This window comes from Fibrobacter sp. (genome assembly GCA_024398965.1).
Classification (GTDB): Bacteria; Fibrobacterota; Fibrobacteria; order Fibrobacterales; family Fibrobacteraceae; genus Fibrobacter.
Map to the genome: position 1 here is coordinate 112,532 of JAKSIF010000006.1, position 22,006 is coordinate 134,537.

Here is a 22,006-nt window from a genome sequence, read left to right on the forward strand (position 1 = left end):
AAAGGGTTCTTGCAGCGGTTGTCCAAGATTTCTATCTTGATTTGAAAATTTGTAGGGTGTTTTAATCCCGATATCCCTTTTAGCTAAGGAGCTTATATGGGCGGATTCTGTGGCGTTATTTCCAAGAAGGATTGTGTAACCGATCTTTTCTTTGGAACCGACTATCATTCTCACCTTGGAACCCATCGTGGTGGCTTGGCTGTTCTGAAGGCCGATGGCAACTTCCATCGTTCCATTCATAACATCCAGAATACCCCCTTCCGCAGCAAGTTCGAAAATGACTTGGCTACGTTCGCCGGTAATATCGGTCTGGGTGTGATTTCCGATACGGATCCTCAGCCCCTAGTGATGACCTGCAAGCATGGCACCTTCGCCCTGGTTACCGTAGGCCTTATTTCCAATATCGAAGACTTGAAGAACGAGCTGTTCCAGAACAACTGCATGCAGCTCCAGTATTCTACCACCAGCGGCATGGTTGGCCCTACCGAAGTGGTTTCCGCCCTTATCGCCACCCAGAACTCCATTGTAGAAGGTCTTACCTACGTACAGCAGAAGGTCAAGGGAAGTTGCTCCGTTCTTGTGATGGACAGCAACGGCAAGTTCTATGCATCCCGAGACAAGTGGGGCCGTACACCGATTATTGTCGGCAAGAAGGACGGTTCCGTCATCGCTGTGCAGGAAAGCTGCGCCCTTCCTAACTTGGGCTACGACCACGTTCGTGACTTGGGCCCCGGCGAAATCGCCGAACTCACTCCCGATGGAATCAACACTCTGGTTGAACCGGGCAAGAAGATGGCTATCTGCTCCTTCCTGTGGGTTTACTACGGCTATCCGGCTTCCAGCTACGAAGGTCGCAATGTGGAAATGACCCGCTACCGCTGCGGTTCCGCACTTGCCAAGCGCACTCCGACTGAAGCAGATGCCGCATGCGGCATCCCGGATTCGGGAACTTCCCACGCCCTGGGTTACGCTCACGAAGCCGGCATCAAGTTTGCCCGTCCCTTCGTCAAGTACACCCCGACCTGGGCACGATCCTTTATGCCTCAGGATCAGCGCCAGCGTGAACACGTTGCTTCCATGAAGCTGATTCCCATTCCGGGCCTTATCGATAACAAGCGCCTGGTGTTCTGCGACGATTCCATTGTCCGCGGTACCCAACTTGGTAAGCAGGCCGAAAAGCTCTATTCCATGGGCTGTAAGGAAACCCACATGCGTATCGCATGCCCCCCGCTGGTTTATCCCTGCAAGTTCATCAACTTCTCCCGTTCCAAGAGCGTGTACGACTTGATTACCCGCCGCTACATCCGCGAAAAGGAAGGCGAGAACGCCGATCTGGACAAGTACACCAACCCGGATTCTCCGGAATACAAGGAAATGGTGGACTACATCCGTCGTAACCTGAACCTTACCACTCTTGCCTTCCAGCGTATCGATGACCTGATCCAGGCTATCGGTCTTCCGGAAGACCAGCTCTGCACCTATTGCTGGACCGGTAAGGATTACGCAGAAACTGGCGATTGCTATCACAAGCCCTGTGAATGCTGCCACTGCGAGAACAAGGACTAACAGGTTCTTCCTAAGATCTTGAAGAACGGCTGGAAAGAGTGACTTTCCGGCCGTTTTTTTGTGTGTAATCAATTTTTTCGTTGGAAGCCCTGGTTGTGCTTTTTATATTAGTACCGATGTATCGTTTGTTTTTATTGACCATTGCTTTTGCTCTGTACGCTTGTGGAAGTGACTCTTCCAGTTCCAGCGACGAGAACGTAAACCAGGAACCTGGCCCCGGTTCCTCTGCTTCGGACGGAAATCCGTTCAATCCCTTTAATCCGGGTAATTCGAATAATCCTGGCGGTTCCAACGATCCTCTTGTGGAACCAGGGCCCGTTATTTCCGATGAGCCTGTCGTTGAAGACACAACCCTCGTGCAGGATGCAAATCAGCTTCCCAGCTGTACGGCGGCCAACGAAGGGGAGTCCTTCATGGTGGCTGCTGAGAATACATTGTATTTCTGCATTGACGGAGACTGGATGAACAATGTGGTTGAGTCCATTGGTGTTTCCTGCGAAGACGGTGTACTTATTCCCGGTGAAGTGGAGTACGTCGTTGGTGGGGAAAGCAACTTTGGGCTAGATTCCACGGGTGCCATGGTGTACCGTCGAGAAGGCGTTACGGTGGCTGGCCTGGCAGAAAAAGGTCCCTTCCGCTACGGTGCCTCAGTGACCATTACGGAACTTGACAGCATGCAGCGCATGGCTGATTCTCCGCGCATTCACAAGACCTGCATCACTTCTTCTAATGGAAGCTATACTGTAGATGATGTTAATCTGGTGTCACCCTATGTTCGCGTCGAGGCTTCCGGTTATTACAGAAGTGAACTGACTAGCGGTCTGTCTCCGGAACTTGTAACCCTAAAGAATATTACGGACCTGACTGAACGTGATTCCGTTAACGTGAATATCTTGACCCACATCGATGCGATTGTTGCATTCAGGCTGGTTGAGCAGGGTGGTTTTAATACGCCTATCCGTATGGTCAAGGAACAGTCCCTGAAGAAAGTCCTCTATGCCTTTGGTGTTAAGATCGATGGATTTAATGACGATATGTTTGCCCAGGGTCAAGGCGGTTTTGGGGGCTTTGGCGGCCCGGGTGCAGCGGCCGTATCCAAGGTCTCTGATGAAATCAATTTGTTTGATGGCGATGAATTCGCTGCCGCCCTTATGGCCATCTCCGTGATGTTACAGCGTCATGGCTCCGGTCAGGAAATGCTGCTGTTCGCAGATTCCATTGGCCAGAAAATCGCGGGAAGCGGAAACTGGGACGACTGGAATTCCAGGGCTCATCTTGCTGACTGGCTTATGGCCTTGGATCTTAGCGGCGGTTACGAAAAGATCCGTAAGAATGTTGCCGGCTGGGGCCTGGGCGAGGTTCCGGATTTCGAAAAGTACTTGCGCAAGTTCTGGACTAGCGAATACCAGTTCCCTCCTTGCAACGCTTCTAACGATGGCATGGTAAATCATATCGGCTATAGCCAGAGCGATTACTTTGGTTGTAATTATCAAGACACGACAAAGACGAGAGTTCGATTCACATGCGATGCAAGTCTTGGCCGCTGGCGTGCCGCTACCGATATCGAGAAGGATACGGTGGGACTTGGCGCGGATACTTCCAAGTATGATGGGGCTATCCGTCCGGGCGTTATCAACAGGGACAAGAGTTATATCTATGATGCGTCCAGGAATCAGTGGCGCCTTGCGACAGGTGACGACATCATGGACTTTATGGATGTGGAAGAGGTTTATAAGAGCCTTGCCGCCGACGAATCCGTGGTGTTTGTGCTTCGTCATGCTGAACGTACCAATGAGACGGGGTCCAAGGGCCATTTGACGGATAACGGCAAGGCCCAGGCGAAGGGTGTGGGTGCTAAGTTCAAGGGGGCGGGCTCCATGTATTTTGCCTACTCTGGATATACTCGTACTCTGGAAACCTGTGAAAGCATTGCCTCTGGTGCAGGTGTAAGTGCCACTCCCGAAGTGCTTGACGGCCTAGATGGTAACTGGTACATAAAGACTGGGGAGCCGGGTGTTGAAAATTTGACCCGTTGGGCCTATACGGGTTCTCCCGCCGGTAACTTCTATTACCTAGACAATCGCAGTCAGGAATTCGTATCCAACTTCATTCTGGATAAGCGTTCCAGCTTGAGAAAGGTCAACTTCTACATCTCTCACGATATGATGGTGTTGCCCTTGACGGTTTATGGTTCCCAGGGTAAGGTTGATCTCCGCTTCTTTGATGTTCAGGGAAACCGCAACTGGCTGAACTTCCTGGCGGGTACTGCGGTAATCTTCAACAGTGCAGGTACGATCCGCTACGTACCTGTTCGTGGACTGGATTCCGGAACCATGAAACTGTAATTTTCCATACTTTGTAAAGACTGATAGATGCAAAGGTCCCCAGGTGAATTGCGGGGCCTTTTCTTATGAAAAAACACCTCTATTTTGCCTAAGACCTTTAACCTTTATCCTTTACCTTTTCGCTAAATAACTACATTTCAATCGTTGATTTTTATCAAAATGTTCACCTAAAAGAATGGATAAAATCCAATATGAATGAAACGCAACAGAATACTGCAGATTCCGTAGTAGCAGCACCCGCTGCCGCAGAAGAAGCTGTAGTGGCTACTCAGCCTGCAAAGGTCAAGGGTCGTTTTGACGAGCAGATCGCCTTGATGTCTCCGACCGATGCAGCTAAGGTTCAGGCTCAGCTTGACCTTACTCCTGGTGCCGATTCCGCTGTCTTCGAAATTGTCGAAGCCCACGGTGGTGGATTCCAGGTGCTCTATAAGACATACGACCAGTCTGTGACTGCTCGTAACGCCCTCAAGGCTAAGGACGATGCATCCTCCGCGGTGCTTCCCATTGCCAAGGCTACTTTGGGCAAGGAATATTGCAATGGTAACGTCGTCGAAGGCGTCTGCCAGGGCGAAAAGGAAACCTTCACTCTGGGTAAGCTTGCCGAATTCCAGGCAACTGGCCTTATCGTAGTGATGGCTGTGATTATCGGCCTTTGCTTGCTCTGCTATCTGATGAACTTCATCATGGCAAAGCTTGGCCTTAATCAGGACAAGGCTCCGGCACCCGCAGTCAAGGCTGCACCCGCCGCTGCACCTGCCGCTGCTCCTGCAGCCGCAGCTCCCCGTACCATTGGCCCCGCCCACTGCGACTGGGATCCCAATGCTAAGAGCGTTCATCCGGGCATGACCAACAAGCAGCTCCAGGCATTCCTGTCTATCGCTGCCATTGCCGCTCTGGAAGAACATCCGGGCCTTACCAACGACGAACTGGTGGTGATCATGACCGCAGCTGCAACCCAGGTCCTGGGTCAGCCCTGCCGCGTCACCGCATACAAGAATGTTAACTCTCCTGCTTGGACGATTGTTTAATCAAGGTCTAAGTTTTAGGAACAACCTTTAAAAATTCAACAGGCTATTAAGCCAGGAAAAATCAAAATGAAGAAGACCGTACGTATCAGTTTCGAAGGCAAGAGCTACGATGTAGAAGTTGAAGTTCTTGATTCCAATGTCGCCGTTGCTCCCGCTGCAGCTCCTGCTGCTCCGGCTCCCGTAGCTGCTCCGGCACCGGCTGCTGCACCTGCAGTTGCTGGCGGTACCGAAGTTAAGAGCCCCCTCGCTGGTTCTGTGTTCAAGCTGAAGGTCAAGGTTGGCGACAAGGTTGAAGCTAACCAGGAAGTTGCAATTATCGAAGCCCTCAAGATGGAAAACCCGGTTGTCGCTCCTTGCGCAGGTACCGTGAACTCTGTTTCCGTTAAGGAAACCGACACCGTCGTTGATGGTCAGACTCTCCTCACCATCGCTTAATTCAGCCTACTGAGGTAATTATAAATGAGTTCAATCCTTAGCTCCGTTGTCCAGTTCGCTGGCGACACTGGCTTTGCCTACATCACCCCGTCTATGCTGGTGATGTGGATTGTCAGCTTCGTCCTGATGTACTTGGCAATCGTGAAAAAGTTCGAACCGCTGCTGCTCTTGCCGATCGCACTGGGCGCTCTTGCGGTGAACATCCCCACCAAGGGATTCTACGATGGTGGCTGGAGCATCGAGGGCATGTTTGTCCCGACCGAAGGCCTCTATTACTACATCAGCCAGGGTATTCACCTGGAACTCTTCCCGCCCATCATCTTCTTGGGCGTGGGTGCCATGACTGACTTTGGACCGCTGATCGCAAATCCGCGTACCCTCCTCTTGGGTGGTGGTGCTCAGTTCGGTGTCTTCGCTACCATGTTCTGCGCCGTTGCTTTCGGTGGCTTTACTCTTGGCGAAGCTGCTTCCATCGGTATCATCGGTGGTGCAGATGGTCCGACCTCCATCTTTACTGCCAACAAGTTGGCTAAGCACCTCATCGGCCCCATCGCCGTTGCTGCTTACACCTACATGGCATTGGTGCCGCTGATCCAGCCGCCTATCATGCGCCTCATGACCAACGACAAGGAACGCAAGATCCGTATGAAGGCCCTCCGCAAGGTTTCCAAGGCCGAACGTCTCGCTTTCGCTGTCATGGTGATGATTGTGTGCATCCTGGTTGTGCCCGATGCATCCGCACTGATCATCATGCTTATGCTTGGTAACATCTTCAAGGAATCTGGCGTTGTTGATCGTCTCGTCAAGACCGGTCAGAACGAACTCATGAACATCGTGACCATCTTCCTTGGTACTTCTGTGGGCCTCACCATGTCTGCCGACATCTTCCTGCGCCCCCAGACCCTCATGATCATCGCTATGGGCGTTGTGGCCTTCGGCTTCTCTACTGCAGCCGGCCTCTTCCTCGCAAAGATCATGAACAAGCTCTCTCCCAAGAATCCGGTGAACCCGCTCATTGGCTCTGCTGGCGTTTCTGCAGTGCCTATGGCTGCCCGCGTTTCTCAGGTTGAAGGCGCCAAGTACGACCCGCAGAACTTCCTGCTGATGCACGCTATGGGCCCCAATGTGGCTGGCGTGATCGGTACCGCAGTTTGCGCTGGTTACATGATTAGCCGTCTGGCTTAATAAGACCGCTCGCGCAGAATGTAGGCGATGTACCTGCGTTAGCGCTCGCTCTCACAAAAGGCTCGACCTTAACAGGGTCGGGCCTTTTGCTCACAAAGACCGTTCGTGCTAGAGTCGGGAAGTTAAATTCCGGTTAGCACTCACTCTCGCAACCGCCCTCGGTTAACACCCGAGGGCTTTGTTGCTCACGGAGACCGCAATGGTTTAAGAGCGGGTCAGAACATGTGACTGACCATTGCTCTCACAAAAGGCTCGACCTTAACAGGGTCGGGCCTTTTGCTTACAAAGACCGTTCGTGCTAGAGTCGGGAAATTAAATTCCGGTCGGCGCTCGCTCTCGCAACCGCCCTCGGCTAACACCCGAGGGCTTTGTTGCTCACGGATGGTGCGGCATTTGCCGCAAACCAAAAGCGAAATTCAAGAAGCCCTCGGTAATGAACTGGGGACTTTTTTGAAATTGGTTGTATATTTAGGTCATGGATGATTAGACTGGTGTGATGGATTTACTTGGATTGTGCGTGCGTTGAATATTCCTGAGATTACATGTGGTGGCCAAACCTACGGCAACTTCCAGTTTTTCGCTAAAGGTTTTATGGGGACTGTTTACAGGGGCTGCGACAGCCACGGAAAGACAGTCATATTAAAGTTGTGCCGCCCCACTGCAGCCGTGTACGAACAGCAGCTGGAGAATGAGATCCGGGTGTGTCGCGAAATGCATCACCCCAACATCGTAAATACAATTGACTCTGGAAAGTTGGTCCTTGATTGCGCCGATGGTGACTGCGGGGAATTTTATTACATGCTCCAGGATTTCTATGATGGCGGGAATTTGAAGTCCCATATCCGTCCAGGAATTCCGCTGGAAACCTGCGTGGCTTGGTTCTGTCAGATTGTGGCTGGCGTCGAGGCATTTCACAGGAAGTTCGTTCACCGCGATCTCAAACCAGAAAACATCCTGATGGATGCTGAAGGCAATTTGCGCATTGCAGATTTTGGCTTGGCCAAGGTTTTGAACGGCGGAAAATCCGATCCTGCAAGTTTCACTGCGAAGGATCCTTTTAACGGTTGGGGAACCATCGAGTATATGGCTCCTGAGTGTTGGACCTTTGGCGAGACCACGCCTGCTACAGATGTTTATTCCCTGGGAATTATGTTCTATGAAATTCTTACAGGAGAATTGCCTTGCAAAAGCCATAAGGCAAAGGACTTAAAGGACTTTCACCTCCATCAGCCTCTGCCTCGGTTTACTGATCCGTTATTAGGGGAACTTCAAAAACATTTGGATGCGATGACAGCTAAGAATCCGAAAGACCGCCGACTGTACGATTTCGGAAAAATGACCCTGTGATTGCCCGGGGGTTCGGGGGCAACGCCCCTGAGTAATAGCGCTGTGAAAAATGATTTATCCAACATTCGCAAATGGTAAAACCATTTGCCCGGGGGTTCGGGGGCAACGCCCCTGAGTAATAAAAAGACCCCGCTTTCGCGAGGTCTTTTTAAGGGTGGGTGACCGGACTCGAACCGACAACATCCAGAATCACAATCTGGGACTCTAACCAATTGAGCTACACCCACCATGAGTGTGAGCCAAATATAAAAAAGCCACCCTAACTTTCAAGGGTGGTTCTTTTAAAATTTTCAATTTTTCTTTTTTTACGGGGTGAAAACTGCGATTTTAAAGAAAATTAGTCGTTTTTCAGCTTAGAAACGATACGCAGGAAGTTGGCTCGCTTGAAGTCGTTGCGGTGCTCCTCGCAGAATCGGGGGTAGATATACTGCTTGGGGAATACCTTGATGCTGAACTTTTCGTTGCAACCTTCCAGACAGCACCTGAAAGTCAGGTCCATGGACTCGGTATAGTTGTGGCGGAAGATGATGTTCTTGGATTCGATGTTTTCCACATCCTTCTTCTGCTTCTGACGCTGCTTGATGTCACGGTGTTTTTCGCAGTACTTGGCGATCGGGTGTCCCCAGAATTCACAACCGCAACCGGGTTCCTGGCAGACCTTCAACTTGATACGCTTTTTCTTCTTGTACTTGGGTAATTGCATAAAAAACCTCAGTTTGAAAGAAAGATAGTAAAAAAGTGGTAAAAAAGTGTATGAAGCACATCCGGCTCGGCCAAATCTTCCGTGTATATAGAGTAGAGAACCAAAAAAAGGATTCACTATGAGGACAGAATCAAGCAGAAATGGTTGGATATTCATCTGGGTTGCCCTATGCGCCGCAGGCTGGCTTTGCCTGTTTCTGTTGGTTTCGAATCTTTGGGGGTGTTCATACCAGGATTCGCTGACCAACGAGGAACGTTTTGGCAAAGTGAATTTTATGGACGTGGGGCAGGGCCTTGCGGTCCTGATTGAGTTTGACGGTCATTATGGAATGTATGACATGGGGCCTGATTCTGTCGGGGTGGTGGATTCCCTGGAGTCAAGGGGCGTCGATACGTTGGACTGGGTTGTGGTGAGTCACGGCCATAGGGATCATGGCGGTGGCTTCATGGAATTGGCGTCCTCGCGAGGGAATCCGCAAGAAGATTCGCCGCAAGGAGTTTCGTCGCAAGCTTTGGGACTGAGAGTCTTCGTGAGGAATCTTTACGTGGGGCCGGATACAGCCCGGAGCTTCGTGGGCGATAGCGTCTTGCGTCTAGCAAGTCGCTATGGAATCCCGGTGGATACGTTGTACCGCGGGGACGTGATTCGTTTGGGAACGTCCGACGGCATTGACTTGAAGGTACTGTGGCCTCCGGAGTATGTTGCCGTAGGTGAAAATGGCGCAAGTATTGTGATGCAGGGTTCCCTGAGGGCGGATCCTTCAGGGAACCGCTTTCTCTTGACTGGCGATCTGGACTCCGCCGGCGAACGCCGCCTGATGGAACTGTCGCCCGACGTAAGTGCCGCGCTCCTGCAGGTGCCTCACCACGGATCCGCAGGAAGCAGTTCCCTCCGGTTTTTGTCGCAGGTGGCGCCCGGCTTTGCTGTCATAAGCGTAGGAGCGGGCAACAGCTACGGTCACCCTCGGGAAGAGGTGCTTCAGAAGCTTCGTTATGTAACCGGTGATTCTACGGCCGTATTCCGGACAGATCGGGACGGAACAGTTTCCTTCTCGCTGGTGCCTGGGGTTGGCATCCTGCGGTAGGTTGTAATCTCGAAAGGCCTCCTTGTTTTTCGCAGTCTTGTTTTAGGACTACCTGTGGTGCTGATGGAATTTAGTCCTATGGTCAGGAGGTGTTTTCAGGGGGATGCTAGTATTAATTATGTTGCGGGGGAGATTTAGTACTAGTTTTTCAATGGATTTGCTTGAAAAGTAAAGCAAATGAGTTGATTACAGTTGCTTTTTCTAGTACTAATTTTTTCTTTTGTACGATTAGTTCTAATGCAACGATCCATTTATTGAATTTTGTAGGACTAAATCGCGATGTTGAACGAATTAGTCCTAAAATGCGTTTCAATGGCCGCGCTGTTGCTACATCCAGCCGACGTTGCTGCATTCAGCGCTGTTGCTGCATCCGGCGCTGTTGCGGCAGTTACGCCTTGAAACCTACGCGAGCCTGGAAGTGGCAGCGGGCCTTTAGCGGGTTGCCCTTCATGTCTTCTGCGTTCATGCCAAAGAGTACGGCGTGATGCTTGGAATCCTTGAAACGGACGATGTCCACTTTTTCGCCAAGTGGAACCTGCTGGATATAATTCATTTGTATGGAGCGGATGCCGCGGTTCTTGATCTCATCGCGGCTCAGTGCGTCCAGTACCCAGTCTACATAACGGCAATGGTTCACGTGATGATTGATGTCCATGTCGGTATTGCGGGCCTGCACGTGGTCGATGACCTTGGGGAACAAGCCCATTGACAAAATATCGAGTTTTTCGGGGAGGGCTTCCTTGCCTTCCTCGATGGGAACAGGGTAGGGGCTTGTAGAAGGTGGAACAGCCTTTCCTGTCTTCATGTCCACAAGCAGCCAGCTGGATGTTCCTTCTACCAGGATGTTCCCGCGGCTGTCGCGAACCATGTAGTCCTTGTATATTACTTTGTCCTTATAATTCTCCTTGGCCCATGTGCTGACCCGCAGTTCTTCGCCAAGGACAGGAGTATGGTTTAGGCGAAGTTTCATGCGGGTCACGGCGCAGCCAAAGCCGGCGCGCATCATGTTCCAAAGTCCGTAACCCTTGCGTTCGGCGTCGGATAGGGCGGCTTCTTCGGTAAACTGGAATAGGCGAGAGAGCTTGAGTCGATTGTGTTCGTCGCAGTCGGAGAAACGTACCGTGAATTTCAATTCGGTAATTTCGTCTTCGCTGTCCTTCTGATGGGCGGAATCGGTACGGGCTGCGCTGGCCATCATTTCGGGGCTGATGGATAGTGTTGATTCGTCGGGACCATAGCCGGTTGGGGCCTTTGTCTCGGCCTTGGGTTGACTTGAGTCCACAATCTTCTTAGATCCAAACAGCTTTTCCAAGAACATAAAACCTCGTATCGTTATAATTCCCATTAAATCGGGGATGCAGAAATAAAAGACGATGTATAATTTATAAATTTGCGACATGGCAGAACCTTTTTCTAGACCCAGTTTTATCCAGTTGCCGGCCCTGAGCTCCTACAATGGCGAAGTCCGTGTACCTGGTTCCAAGAGTATTACCAATCGTGTCTTCCTGATTTCCGCTTTGGCAGAAGGCACTACCAAGTTGCACAACCTGCTCCGTAGTGACGACACTCTCTATATGGGTGAGGCCCTTAAGGCCTTGGATATCGGCATCGAGATGTCTGAAGACTTTACCGAGGCAACCATTGTGGGTAATGGTGGTGCAATTAACGCTCCCGAAAACGTAGATGGGGACTGCCTTGCAGAACTTTACCTGGGCAATGCGGGAACTGCCATGCGATCACTCTGTGCCGCACTCACCCTTGGTGAAGGCGAATTCCACTTGAGTGGCGAGCAGAGAATGAAGGAACGCCCCATCCGTGACTTGGTGGAGGCTTTGCAGTCTCTTGGCGCCGACGTGGGCTACATGGAAACGGAAGGCTATCCTCCGGTTTGTATCAAGGCCCATGGTCTCAATGGCGGTACCGTCAGTGTCCGCGGCAATATTTCTAGCCAGTATTTGACCGCGCTCCTGATTTGCGCACCTTATGCAAAGGAACCCCTCCACATTCATGTGGAAGGTCAGTTGATTTCTGCTCCGTACATTTTGCTGACCCTGGATGTCATGAGACATTTCGGCATTGAAGTTCGTCATGACGGTTTGACTGATTTTTATGTGCCTAAGGGTGTGTACAAGAGCCCCGGTGATTACATGGTGGAAGGTGATGCAAGCTCCGCCAGCTATCCGCTGGCCGCAGCCGCAATTGCAAAGGGCAAGGTCCGTGTCCTTGGTGTCGGATCTGAATCCCGTCAGGGAGATGTTGCCTTCGTCAAGGTTCTCGAAAAGATGGGCGCTAAGATTACCATGGGCCCGGACTGGGTGGAATGCGAAGGTGCAGACCTTCACGCCGTTGACTTGAATTTGAATGACATTCCTGACGCAGCCATGACCGTCGCTGTTCTTGCTCTATTTGCCGACGGTACGAGCCATATTAGCGGCATTGCCAGCTGGCGTGTTAAGGAAACAGACCGAATTGCTGCAATCGTTGCTGAACTGCGTAAGATGGGTGCCCAGGTTTCCTCTGACATGGATAGTATTACCGTGACCCCGCCAGAAAAGCTGAACGAGAACGTTGCTATCGAAACGTACAACGACCATCGTATGGCTATGTGTTTTAGCCTTGCCGCATTGGGTGGTGTTCCGGTCAAGATTATGGATCCGGCTTGCGTAGGCAAGACCTATCCCAAGTACTTTGAAGATTTTTTGAGAATCGCTAAGTAGGTTGTTATTTTGTTGAATCTTAAAAGTTTTGCAGTTGCACTGGTTGTTGCTTTTATTGCCTTTGCCGAGGTTGGGGCAAAACCCGCTCCCGTAATTCGCTCCGCCCCGTTGACTAGGGATACCCTGGTCCTGTGGGCTATGGACGAAGGCATCAATTCGGGTAGTACTCTTCGTAAGATTACTCGGCGCTTCGCTCATCGATCCGGCTATCCGGTAAAGGTTCGCTTTCTGGACTGGGGAACTGCATTTGAGCAGTTGACTCGAACCCTTGCGACAGATGCTGCTACTGCAGAGGCTTCCGGCCTGGAATTTCCAGACGTTATCCAATTGGGCTCCAGCTGGGTTCCGCATTTCGCAAGCCATGACTTGATATCCTCTGTACCGGAGTCCCTGTTGGTCTCCTTGGATACTACACGCTTCTACGCAGAGGCCATGAAGGTTTCTCACCTGGGTTCCGATGCGGCGACTTATTCTCTTCCGTGGTTCCTTGACGTTCGAGGCTTGCTTGTAAACAAGCGCCTTTGGAAGGAACTGGAACTGACTGAGGATGACGTTGCGACCTATCCTAAGTTCTATGGAACCTTGCGTGCAATTTCCAAGAAGAAGTTGAAGAACAAGGTGGGTGCATCCGTAGCTCCCTTTGGCTATGGCGTCAAGAATGATTGGACCGGTCACCAGCAGATGTCTCCCATTATCTGGAGCTTTGGCGGAGACCTTGTTGCCAAGGAAGGGGACTCCTACCGCAGTGCCTTGGCTGATTCCAATACCCTGAATGGATTGCGTCATTATTTTAAGTTTTTGAATGACCTGGATATCTCCCCCTATGGATTCCAGGAAAATTCGACTCAGAATGCGGATCGCTTTGTTCGGTCTGAACAGTTGGTAATTTACGGTACTGCCGAATTCATTCGCAAGCTTGATTTCTCTGGTGATCAAGGCGGCCTCAAGGAATCTCTTCTGGCTGAAGATAGCCTTGCCTTTATCTCCTTCCCCGAAGGCCCCAATGGCCGTTTTACCTTTGTTGGTGGAAGCCACCTGGCTCTTCCTAAGAGAGGTTCTCTTCAGAAACAGAAGGCTGCCGAGGCACTTTTTGTCTACCTGCTTCGCGCCGACAACATGGACTTCTTCTCCCGTCAGATCGGTTTCTTGCCTGCAGACCAGTCTATGATCAGCTTGTGGGCTAAGGATTCTCGCTACAATCATCTCATTGAAAACCTGGAAAAGAATGGCCGGAGCTTCCCCAACATTCCGGAATGGAGTGAAGTGGAATATGCGATCATCACCATGATGAATGTTGTTGCGAAAAGCATTGAAAGCCGCACTGCGGATGCAAATGAAATTATTGTAGATGCTGTACTGAAGGCTCATCAACGTATTAATACGGTTCTCAAGTACGAAGAAAAAACAAGTCCGGTAGAAGTCCGTAATCGTATTGAGCGCGTTCTGATTACGCCGGTGGAAGAATCGGCCTATGTCCAGAATGATCCTGATTCGGATAATGGAATATCCATGTCCTTTGTCATGGTTGTTGGATTGGTGCTGGTGTGCCTTGCTCTGTTTATTTTTGTAGGCTATGCCGTAATTCACCGTAAACGGTAATATGAAAAGATCTGTATTCGCCACTTTATTTGCTGTTGTTCTTTCCGTTGGTTCTACCTTTGCGAACTTCGTGCCGGATTCATTCCAGGTCTATGTGGATTCCTTGGTTCCGGGTTCTCGATATGGTTTGTCCATTCGTTCCGTAAAGACGGGAAAGGAACTTGTGAGTATTCGTGGTGAAGAACGTTTTACTCCCGCAAGTTCTCTAAAGTCCTTGACTACGGCTGCAGCCATTCATTTTCTGCCCTTGGATTATGAGCCCAAGACCTATGTATCTTTGAATGGAAGCGTCCAAAAGGGAGTGTTCACCGGCAAGGTGAATATTCGTGGCGAAGGAGACCCGAACTTTTCCGGCCGTTATTATGCGGATCCGTTCCATGTGCTGTATGCCATGGTGGATTCTATTCGCGCCTTGGGTGTTGATACCATCCGCGGTCGCATTGACTTGGATTCCAGTTATTACAAGGGTCCTTGGAAAGCGGAGCACTGGCGCAAGAATTTTTACGACGCCTGGTATGGTGCAGAAATAGCTCCGCTAGGCTTCAATGACAACTGCGAAGTAATCCGTTTCAAGCCCGGCAAGGAGATTGGCGATACTGCCCACGTGGAAGTGATTCCCGATGTGGGTTATGTAACCTTGAAAAATGAGTTGGTTACGGTGAAGGGTAGAAAGAAGGGCTGGACATGGGCCCTTGATCCGGTGAAGTCCGAGATTACCATTGGCGGAACTATCGGTGTGAATGTGGATTCTGCCCAGCTTGTACTTCCCATCAGGAACCCTGTTGGCTTTTTCAATGCGGCCTTTGCCTACGCACTTAAGGAACGCGGTGTCGTTTATGAGAGTAAGGACAATGTGCCCGATGGGATTGAGATCAAGAGATTTTCCTATTCTGCAGCACCGTTCCTTAGCATCCTGGATGAAATCAATCAGCGTAGCCAGAATATGCACGCAGAGACCCTGTTCCGTAACATGGGCGCCCAGGTGTCCGGAGAAGGTAGCGTTGATGGTGGCCGTGCTGCAGAACAGAAATTTCTGAGTGAAATCGGTCTTGATCCTTCTGACTTTGAAGTTTGGGATGGATGTGGTCTTTCGCCAAAGAACAAGGTCAAGCCCTCTGTTGAAACCATGCTGCTTGCAAAGATGGCTCGTCATCCCAAGGGCAGTTACTACATCAACAGTTTTGCTGGCCCTGGCCTAGGTACCGGTGGCAAGCGCCAGTTGGACAATCCTTATCCCTGGCTGACTCGCTTCAAGACTGGCTTCATCGGGGAAGTCCATGCGTTGGTTGGCTACGTGTTCCCTATGGATGGGGATACGCTCACTATGGCCATGTATCTAAACGAAACAGGCAAGAATCCCGATGCCACCTTGAAGGATGTTCTTGATACCTTGTGGACCCGCGTAGTGATGCAGGTTAACGACCATTATGCATCCCTTATGGAAATGAAGTCTCTCTGGATTTCGGGGCAGAATGTTCGTGGCCTGGCAAATCGCCTTGACTATTTCAGCAAGTCACTTATCGGTAAGCCCTACCTTCTGGGCCCTATGGGCGAAAGCTATCTGGATTCCATCGAGAACAAGCCCCTTGTAAATCTGGATTCTGTTGACTGTGTTACCTACGTTGAACACGCCTTGGCTCTGGCTCTTGCCACCAGTGAGGAAAAAGTGTTTGGTGTTCATCAGCAGATTCGTTACCTTGACGGGAAGATTGACTATGCTCATCGCAAGCATTACTTGTTGAACGACTGGGTGGGCGAGGGCAAGTTTGCAAAGGTGATTCCTCTTCCAGGAGACACTACGATTCAGCGCACCATGCCGAAGAAGGACTTCTTCAAGGCCAAGGGAATTAAGCGCAAGGAAGAAGACAAACCTATGGATATCCGCTACCTGCCTTATGACAGGGCCTTGGAATTGATGAGCAAGCCTTACGAAGGCCCGTTCATGGTTGTAGGCATTGCATACATTGGTAAGTTTGATAAGATAGATGCGACTCACACAGGTTTTGTGATTTTACGCCCTGGGGAACTCCCTATGGTTCGACATGCATCTTCCTTGAAAAAACGTGTTATAGAACAGCCTTTGAATGAGTATCTGGAAAGCCGTCGCGGCAAACTTCCGGGAATAACCCTGTTTGAATTTAAGCAGCCCTAAGGGGCTTTACTCAGTCGCCAAAGTCAAAGGCGAGAATCGCTACCAGTTCGTGAGAATTTGCGTCGCCCGTTTGTTCGGCGTCCTTTTCAAAGACGGTCCAGGAGTCTGGAGTCCATCCGTACGCATTGACGGTAAGTTCGTTGCCTATGGCGGTTTCTGCTTTTTCGATTTCTTCCCACTTGATACGGCCCGCTGGCGCTTTGTAATAGCGTAGCATCCCAAGGGCTTCCATAGATTCGGGGTGATCGTCCACCAGCTGGTAGACGCAATCCTTGTAGGATTCCCCTTGCAGTCGTATGACCCTGTAGAGCCGCTTGCGTCCTAGGAACTTGGCCAAGTCGCTTTGGTGAACATCAATTTTTGCGGAGCCTCCAAAAAAGATGGAAAGCTCCCGAAAGATTTCGGAGGATTCATCCATTAAAGGGGAAAGCTTCTTGATTTGTTCTGCAACGTCTGCCAGCATGTTCTAATAATACAAAAAGAATATGCTCTATAGTCATTCTGAGTGCGGAAAGCGTGAAGAATCCTTGTAGGAACTGTATTATTATTCTAATATTTGAGTGGTATTTGGGGTGATAGATTATAGGAGGTCCTCATGAATTTCAAAAGATATACAGCGGCAGCAGCTTTTGGCCTTGCTGCCATTTTGGCTGGCTGCTCCAGTTCTGATTCCGGTTCCGACAATGTGTCGGGAGCAGTTTCCAGCGATGTGCAGTCATTCAAGGTAGAAAGCTGCAATAGCGATATCGATGCCGCAGGTAGTTCCAAACTCGAAATGGCCAAGGGCGACCTTGTGGAATTCCTCGGGGCTCTGGAGGATGGTGAAATCCGCAAGGCTCAGGGAATTGGCGCGAGCATCAAGAATACCTACCGTCAGGTTCTAGATGCCTATCCGGCCAACTGTGAAGCCCAGCTGGGTTATGCACTTTCCTCCATCGCCAACCTGGTGAATAACGACGCCTTGAATTCCGTGCTGGATTCCCTGGAAAACCGCGGTATCGTGGAAACGGATTCCAGACGCAACCTTTACAAGGTTTCCGAATCCGAGATGGCGAACATTGTGGTGGGTACCAGGGTTATGGCCAAGCAGTCTTCCAAGGTGGTGACCGCAACCATGCAGGATGCCGTTTCCGAAACCCTTCTGCCCATGACTGACTCCGCCATTACCTTTATTACCAATGTGGTCCGCAATGGCTCTGTGACGGTGCTATACACCAACGGCAGACGTACCGTGGAGCTGGATAATGGTGAATTTGCACCGGCCCTGGGCGCTCTCTACCTGATGCGCGCCTTCATGGTGGCTGTCGCCAGCATCAATATCGATTTCGATGAAAACGGCAGTTACGACTGGATCGATTCCCTGATCGAAGTCGACATTGCCAACTACAAGAGCAACCCTGGCGTCAAGAAGGCCATCAAGCTTCTGGACAAGGATAATCCCTTCGCCACCATCAGGGATGACTGGGCTCCCGCCTACAAGAACATCCCCAACATGCTGGACAGCGCCATTACCTACGTGCAAGTTGGCCTGCAGTATGGTATCGACGAAGCTGCCAACGGCCTCAAGACCCAGCTCCATGACATTTACGTTGTGGGCGACGATGAAGATGCTGACGTGAGTGTTTCCTCCCTGCAGGCTGCCATCGATACCCTTTCCCGCGTCAAGGACGCTCTGCACAACGATATCGAATTCAAGGTTTCCGGTAAGTCCTACAAGGTGAACATCGGCAAGTTCTTCGGCATTACCAATGTAAAGAAACTTCTGCCCTACCACAAGATTATGCCTGTGGATGATTGGTTCAAGCCGGGCAAGAACGACTTCTGGGCCGATTCTCTTAATTGGCATTCTTACGCCAGTCGAGAACTGGAAGCTTTGTTCAAGGCAGCCATGCCCCTCACCGGCAAGGAAGAATACGTTGGCGTAGATTTTGATTCTGACTATTACGACGACGATCTGGATGATTATGTGGAAACCCCGGTTGTCGATTTTGATATCGAATACGAGGAAGGCTATGCCTATGGCACCTACAAGGTGGTGTTTGACGGCTGCAAGGCAAGTTTTGAACTGAAGAGGTTTAGATATCGCAGCTATGATTACTATGGTGATGAAGAAGAATCCGCTGATACCATGAAGGTGACCAAGCAGGTGACCCTAAGTTTCGAATTCTGCAAGGTGGAAGACGGTGTGACCAAGTTCCTGATCGCCGAAGGCGCTGACGCTCCCAACGTTTTGGTGTTTACCGACAAGAACGGCAAGGAACTGATCAGCTTTAGGGACCTGGTGACTGGCGTGAAGTACCCCTGCGAAGACCATTACCACTATCGTTCCTACAACCTGAAGGAAATGAAGGAATTCCTGGAGTTCCCGGATATCACTTTCGGTGGTGTGTTCCCGGGCATGACCAAGGACAAGATGTGGGAACTGCTTGCCGACCTGGATGAATATGAAGACGATGATGATTATTTTCGTGAACCCAGCCCGGTTATGCCGGACTTGAATGTGGACCCTTGGGTTGAAATGGACGACGTAGATTGGTAAGAATAGTCGCCATTTGCCTATTGGCCGTAAGCCTCGCGTGCAGTGCAGAAATTGCCTGCAGCGGGCTTTTTTTGTTGAACCGTGATTCGGTGACGATCGGGCGCCACACCTTTTTTGGCGGGGTGGATTATGAACGTCTTGGAGGCCATTGGAAAGATGGCTGGGACCTGGATGTTAGATGGAATAGTGCAAATCTAACGGCCGGATTCCAGAGTGATTTTGGTCTGCTGTTCATGGGGGCGAGCCTGAAGGGGATTGCCTTTGGCACCAGCAGGGTCAAGTGGACTCCGGAAGATGGGAACGCGTCAGAAATACCCGTCATTGACGCCCGTTGGGAATCATCTATGCTTCGTAAGGATGCCTGGATCGGGGCCCGCCTTGGTGACCATGGGGTTCACGTGTTCCTTGGAAACGTGGGGAGCTCGCCGGTGAATCGTAGCAGTGAGTATTACATCCGTGATTCTGTCAGCCTGTGGATTCTTGGTGGGCGTTATTCCGTGTCGCCTTCGTCGGGAAGCCCGCTTGGGGGCTTGTCTGTAGGGTACGCCTACGCGAACGCCGATGTAACTTTACAGGGAATCCGTACCCAGGAAGAAAGCCGTAAGAGGTTCGTGTATTTGCCTATTTCTGCTTCTGCCCATGTGGTGGATCTGAGTTATGGAGTGGGGCCCGTGGAGCTTAGGGCCGTCGCCCTAGGGGCCAGCGCCCATCTGGACAACGACGGTTCCCGCTTTCACGAAACTTTGGCGGCTAATCGTGCGTTGAGTGCCTCGGTGATGCAGGTGCTTTCCTTCAGCTTTATGCAGAAGAGCTTCAGGGACAATGCCGATGCAGACCTGATGGCGGCTGCGCTGGGAGCCACCTACCGCAAAAGGGTGATGCCCTGGGTGGAGCCTGTGGCATCATTGGATTTTTTTGTCGCGGATGTTGATATTGATGGCCGCCAGGTGGAAGAGACTGCCATGCTTCTTGGAATTTCATATAAAGAAAGCCGATTCGGCTGGGACGCCTTCGGCTTTGGTGCGTTACTGGGCCTTGGGGCCGATTTCAGAGTTGGCGCCTTGGGGCTTTCTGTAATGGCCCGCCAGGTATTGCCCCTTGTGGTGGATGTCAAGGAAAAATACGATGACACCCAGGAAGGGTCTAATGATTCCGTGGGGCTGGGCGATATCTGGGACAACTTGGGGAACGGATTGTTCCTTTCGGCGTCGTTCTCCTTTTACTTTTCGTAAATGACGAAGGCGAAATGCCTGCTGTCGGGTGCCCAGGAATTCACGTTTACCGTTCCCTGACCTCCAAACAGCTTCAGAATGGTCTTGGGTTCGCCAAAGGGTTTTGCATCGCAGGTACCGTTCTGACTGCAGGAGCTCTGGCGGCGCATCAGGCGTAGTTCCACCATCTTGTTGGGAACGTGTTCACCAGGCTTTACGTCTACCTCGGTGTAGGCCACGGTCACGATCTTCTGTAGGTCCGGAGAAATGTGGGGGAACCAGGTATTCCAATGTTCGTCGAAGGTCAGCTGTTCCTGTTTGGAACCGTCTGCCTTCATGCGCCAGGCCTGCATGCGGCCGGTGCGTACGGAATTGAAGTAGATGTATTCACCCTTGCTGTCGTATTCCGGACCGTCATTGAGGCCCCGGGCTGTCGTCAGCTGTTTTTCGTTCCCGCCGGCGGTAGGAATGGTGTAGATGTCGTATTCGCCGTTACGTTCGGCGCAGTAGGCCAGGTGCTTTCCGTCGGGCGTGATTCCGTGGAGGTAGCTAGGTGCCAGCGGCGTCACCAGCACAGGTTCGCGCCCGTCAAAGAAAATCTTGTAGATGCGGGACTGGCCATCTTCTTTCGTGTGGTGGCTTACATATAGACCGCTTCCATCAGGATCAAGAACGTGGTCGTTGTTACAGTTGTCTACATAGTAGCTGGGCACTTCCGTAATGTCGCCTGCGGCAAGTTCGCCGGGATTGCTGTTGCTGTCGGATGCGCCGCGGACCAGGTCCATCTTGTAGATGCGTCCGTTGCTATTGTAGGTGATGTACTTTCCGTCGGTGCTCCAGTTGGGAGCCTCGATGACGCAGTCGAATTTCTTGAGGGTGGTAATCTTTCCGGTCTCGATGTCGAACACCTGCAGAATGGACTTGTTGCCGCTGCGGTCCCAGGTAACGCCAGGCGCAATTTCAAAGGGGTAGCTGACGCCAAAGCGGTCGCGGATGGAATCCATCAACTCCATCATTTCCATGGTCTTGTAGTGCGTCATTTCGGGGCATTCCTTGTCGCCCTTGGCTAGAGCGTCGCGGCAAGCCAATACCTCGTACTCGTAGCAGTTGCAGATTCTCTCCGGCTTTACGCTTTCTACAAGCTGACCGGCGGCATCATAAACTTGCAACTCTTCCATGTCATTCAAATTCACCACGCGGATGTAGCCCTTGGTTCCGTAGATGATGCCTTCGTTATGCCAGGGGTTTGCGATGGAACACTTAAGGTAGGCCTTCTTGCCGTTTTTGTAAGTGATGTTGATCCAGTCGGTAGCATCCACGCCGGTATCCGTCTTGATACAGCGTGCGTCAAGGTTTGCAATGGGTGCGCCGTAGTTTGCGCAATCCCTACCAACAATGCCGACGCAATTCCCATCAGCGGTGCTGTCACAACTAGAGTTGTTGCCGCGGCAGCCTTCTTCGTTCAAGAACAGGTCTGCAAAAGTCAAACTGTAAATGCCCAAGTCCAGCAAGGCGCCACCAGCCAAAGCCGGATTCACCAGGCGTTCCACATGAGTCAACGGCTGGGAGAAATCTGCTTCCACACTCTGGACTTCGCCGATGCGACCTGCGGCAATCCAATCGCGAACAATACCTACGGCAGGCAGGAATCTGGTCCACATGGCTTCGCACAAGAATACGCCCTTGTCGTGGGCCATGGCCATGACTTCCGTAGACTGCTTTACGTTTCCGCAGAAAGCCTTTTCTACCAGGATGTTGCGGCCTGCGCTAATGCAGAGCTTTGCGTGTTCGCAATGGTGGGAGTGGGGCGTTGCTATGTAAATCAAGTCCACTTCGGAATCGTTGGCCAAATCTTCGTAACTGCCGTAAGCCACCTGTGCACCGTATTCACCGGCAAATGTCTGGGCCTTCGTCAAGTCCCTTGCGGCGGCGGCGTACAGTTCCACGCCCATGTCCTTGTTTTCCAATGCCTTAACGGCTTCAGCCATCTTACCAGCGATATAGCCGCAACCAAGAATTCCGAACTTCAAATTTTTCATGTTCAAAATATACTTTGCTGCAGCAATATCCGTACAAAAATTCGGATACTAACTGT

At 51.1% G+C, this 22,006-nt stretch carries 16 protein-coding genes and 1 tRNA gene; 12 read left to right on the forward strand and 5 right to left on the reverse strand.

What is annotated here, in order from left to right:
• Window positions 1-96 precede the first annotated feature (96 nt).
• The 6 genes from MJZ26_04520 (at window position 97) to MJZ26_04545 (ending at window position 7,906) form a co-directional block, all read left to right on the forward strand.
• Window positions 97-1,566 (forward strand): amidophosphoribosyltransferase, encoded by a 1,470-nt coding sequence (locus MJZ26_04520; GenBank protein MCQ2105039.1) that lies wholly within the window; start codon window positions 97-99, stop codon window positions 1,564-1,566.
• A gap of 116 nt (window positions 1,567-1,682) precedes the next feature.
• Complete coding sequence (locus tag MJZ26_04525) at window positions 1,683-3,911, forward strand: histidine phosphatase family protein (protein ID MCQ2105040.1); 2,229 nt, start codon at window positions 1,683-1,685, stop codon at window positions 3,909-3,911.
• Between the two features lie 191 nt (window positions 3,912-4,102).
• On the forward strand, window positions 4,103-4,939 hold the full coding sequence (locus MJZ26_04530; GenBank protein MCQ2105041.1) for a hypothetical protein: 837 nt from the start codon (window positions 4,103-4,105) through the stop codon (window positions 4,937-4,939).
• 66 nt (window positions 4,940-5,005) lie between these two features.
• The gene (locus tag MJZ26_04535; protein MCQ2105042.1) at window positions 5,006-5,374 is read left to right on the forward strand and encodes an acetyl-CoA carboxylase biotin carboxyl carrier protein subunit; all 369 of its coding nucleotides are present in this window, start codon (window positions 5,006-5,008) and stop codon (window positions 5,372-5,374) included.
• 24 nt (window positions 5,375-5,398) lie between these two features.
• A complete protein-coding gene (locus MJZ26_04540) occupies window positions 5,399-6,559 on the forward strand; it encodes a sodium ion-translocating decarboxylase subunit beta (GenBank protein MCQ2105043.1) in 1,161 nt (386 codons plus the stop codon).
• Window positions 6,560-7,072: 513 nt separating this feature from the next.
• Window positions 7,073-7,906, forward strand: a complete 834-nt coding sequence (locus MJZ26_04545; GenBank protein ID MCQ2105044.1) for a serine/threonine protein kinase — start codon at window positions 7,073-7,075, stop codon at window positions 7,904-7,906.
• 153 nt (window positions 7,907-8,059) lie between these two features.
• On the opposite strand, the gene MJZ26_04550 is transcribed toward MJZ26_04545, so the two are convergent.
• Window positions 8,060-8,133: transfer RNA gene (locus MJZ26_04550), tRNA-His, on the reverse strand.
• 110 nt (window positions 8,134-8,243) lie between these two features.
• A complete protein-coding gene (locus tag MJZ26_04555) occupies window positions 8,244-8,609 on the reverse strand; it encodes a hypothetical protein (protein ID MCQ2105045.1) in 366 nt (121 codons plus the stop codon).
• Between the two features lie 118 nt (window positions 8,610-8,727).
• Between MJZ26_04555 and MJZ26_04560 the strand changes: the two genes are divergently transcribed.
• A complete protein-coding gene (locus MJZ26_04560; protein MCQ2105046.1) occupies window positions 8,728-9,693 on the forward strand; it encodes an MBL fold metallo-hydrolase in 966 nt (321 codons plus the stop codon).
• 388 nt (window positions 9,694-10,081) lie between these two features.
• On the opposite strand, the gene MJZ26_04565 is transcribed toward MJZ26_04560, so the two are convergent.
• Complete coding sequence (locus MJZ26_04565) at window positions 10,082-11,011, reverse strand: thioesterase (protein ID MCQ2105047.1); 930 nt, start codon at window positions 11,009-11,011, stop codon at window positions 10,082-10,084.
• Window positions 11,012-11,090: 79 nt separating this feature from the next.
• Here MJZ26_04565 and aroA point away from each other — a divergent pair, with 79 nt between their 5' ends.
• From aroA to dacB, 3 genes are read left to right on the forward strand one after another with little or no spacing between them, the layout of a single operon-like run.
• Window positions 11,091-12,410 (forward strand): 3-phosphoshikimate 1-carboxyvinyltransferase, encoded by a 1,320-nt coding sequence (aroA, locus tag MJZ26_04570; protein ID MCQ2105048.1) that lies wholly within the window; start codon window positions 11,091-11,093, stop codon window positions 12,408-12,410.
• Window positions 12,411-12,419: 9 nt separating this feature from the next.
• Window positions 12,420-14,009 carry an extracellular solute-binding protein gene (locus tag MJZ26_04575; protein MCQ2105049.1) on the forward strand — a complete coding sequence of 530 codons (1,590 nt, stop codon included), beginning with the start codon at window positions 12,420-12,422 and terminating at the stop codon, window positions 14,007-14,009.
• A 1-nt stretch (window position 14,010) separates the two neighbouring features.
• Window positions 14,011-16,161 carry a D-alanyl-D-alanine carboxypeptidase/D-alanyl-D-alanine-endopeptidase gene (gene dacB / locus MJZ26_04580; GenBank protein ID MCQ2105050.1) on the forward strand — a complete coding sequence of 717 codons (2,151 nt, stop codon included), beginning with the start codon at window positions 14,011-14,013 and terminating at the stop codon, window positions 16,159-16,161.
• Between the two features lie 10 nt (window positions 16,162-16,171).
• On the opposite strand, the gene MJZ26_04585 is transcribed toward dacB, so the two are convergent.
• Window positions 16,172-16,624, reverse strand: coding sequence for a hypothetical protein (locus tag MJZ26_04585; GenBank protein MCQ2105051.1), 453 nt, complete (start codon window positions 16,622-16,624; stop codon window positions 16,172-16,174).
• Between the two features lie 132 nt (window positions 16,625-16,756).
• Between MJZ26_04585 and MJZ26_04590 the strand changes: the two genes are divergently transcribed.
• Window positions 16,757-18,700 (forward strand): hypothetical protein, encoded by a 1,944-nt coding sequence (locus MJZ26_04590; GenBank protein ID MCQ2105052.1) that lies wholly within the window; start codon window positions 16,757-16,759, stop codon window positions 18,698-18,700.
• Between the two features lie 122 nt (window positions 18,701-18,822).
• A complete protein-coding gene (locus tag MJZ26_04595) occupies window positions 18,823-19,932 on the forward strand; it encodes a hypothetical protein (GenBank protein MCQ2105053.1) in 1,110 nt (369 codons plus the stop codon).
• On the opposite strand, the gene MJZ26_04600 is transcribed toward MJZ26_04595, so the two are convergent.
• Window positions 19,920-21,950, reverse strand: coding sequence for a Gfo/Idh/MocA family oxidoreductase (locus MJZ26_04600; GenBank protein MCQ2105054.1), 2,031 nt, complete (start codon window positions 21,948-21,950; stop codon window positions 19,920-19,922). The two genes, MJZ26_04595 and MJZ26_04600, sit on opposite strands and share 13 nt — an antisense overlap.
• Window positions 21,951-22,006 lie beyond the last annotated feature (56 nt).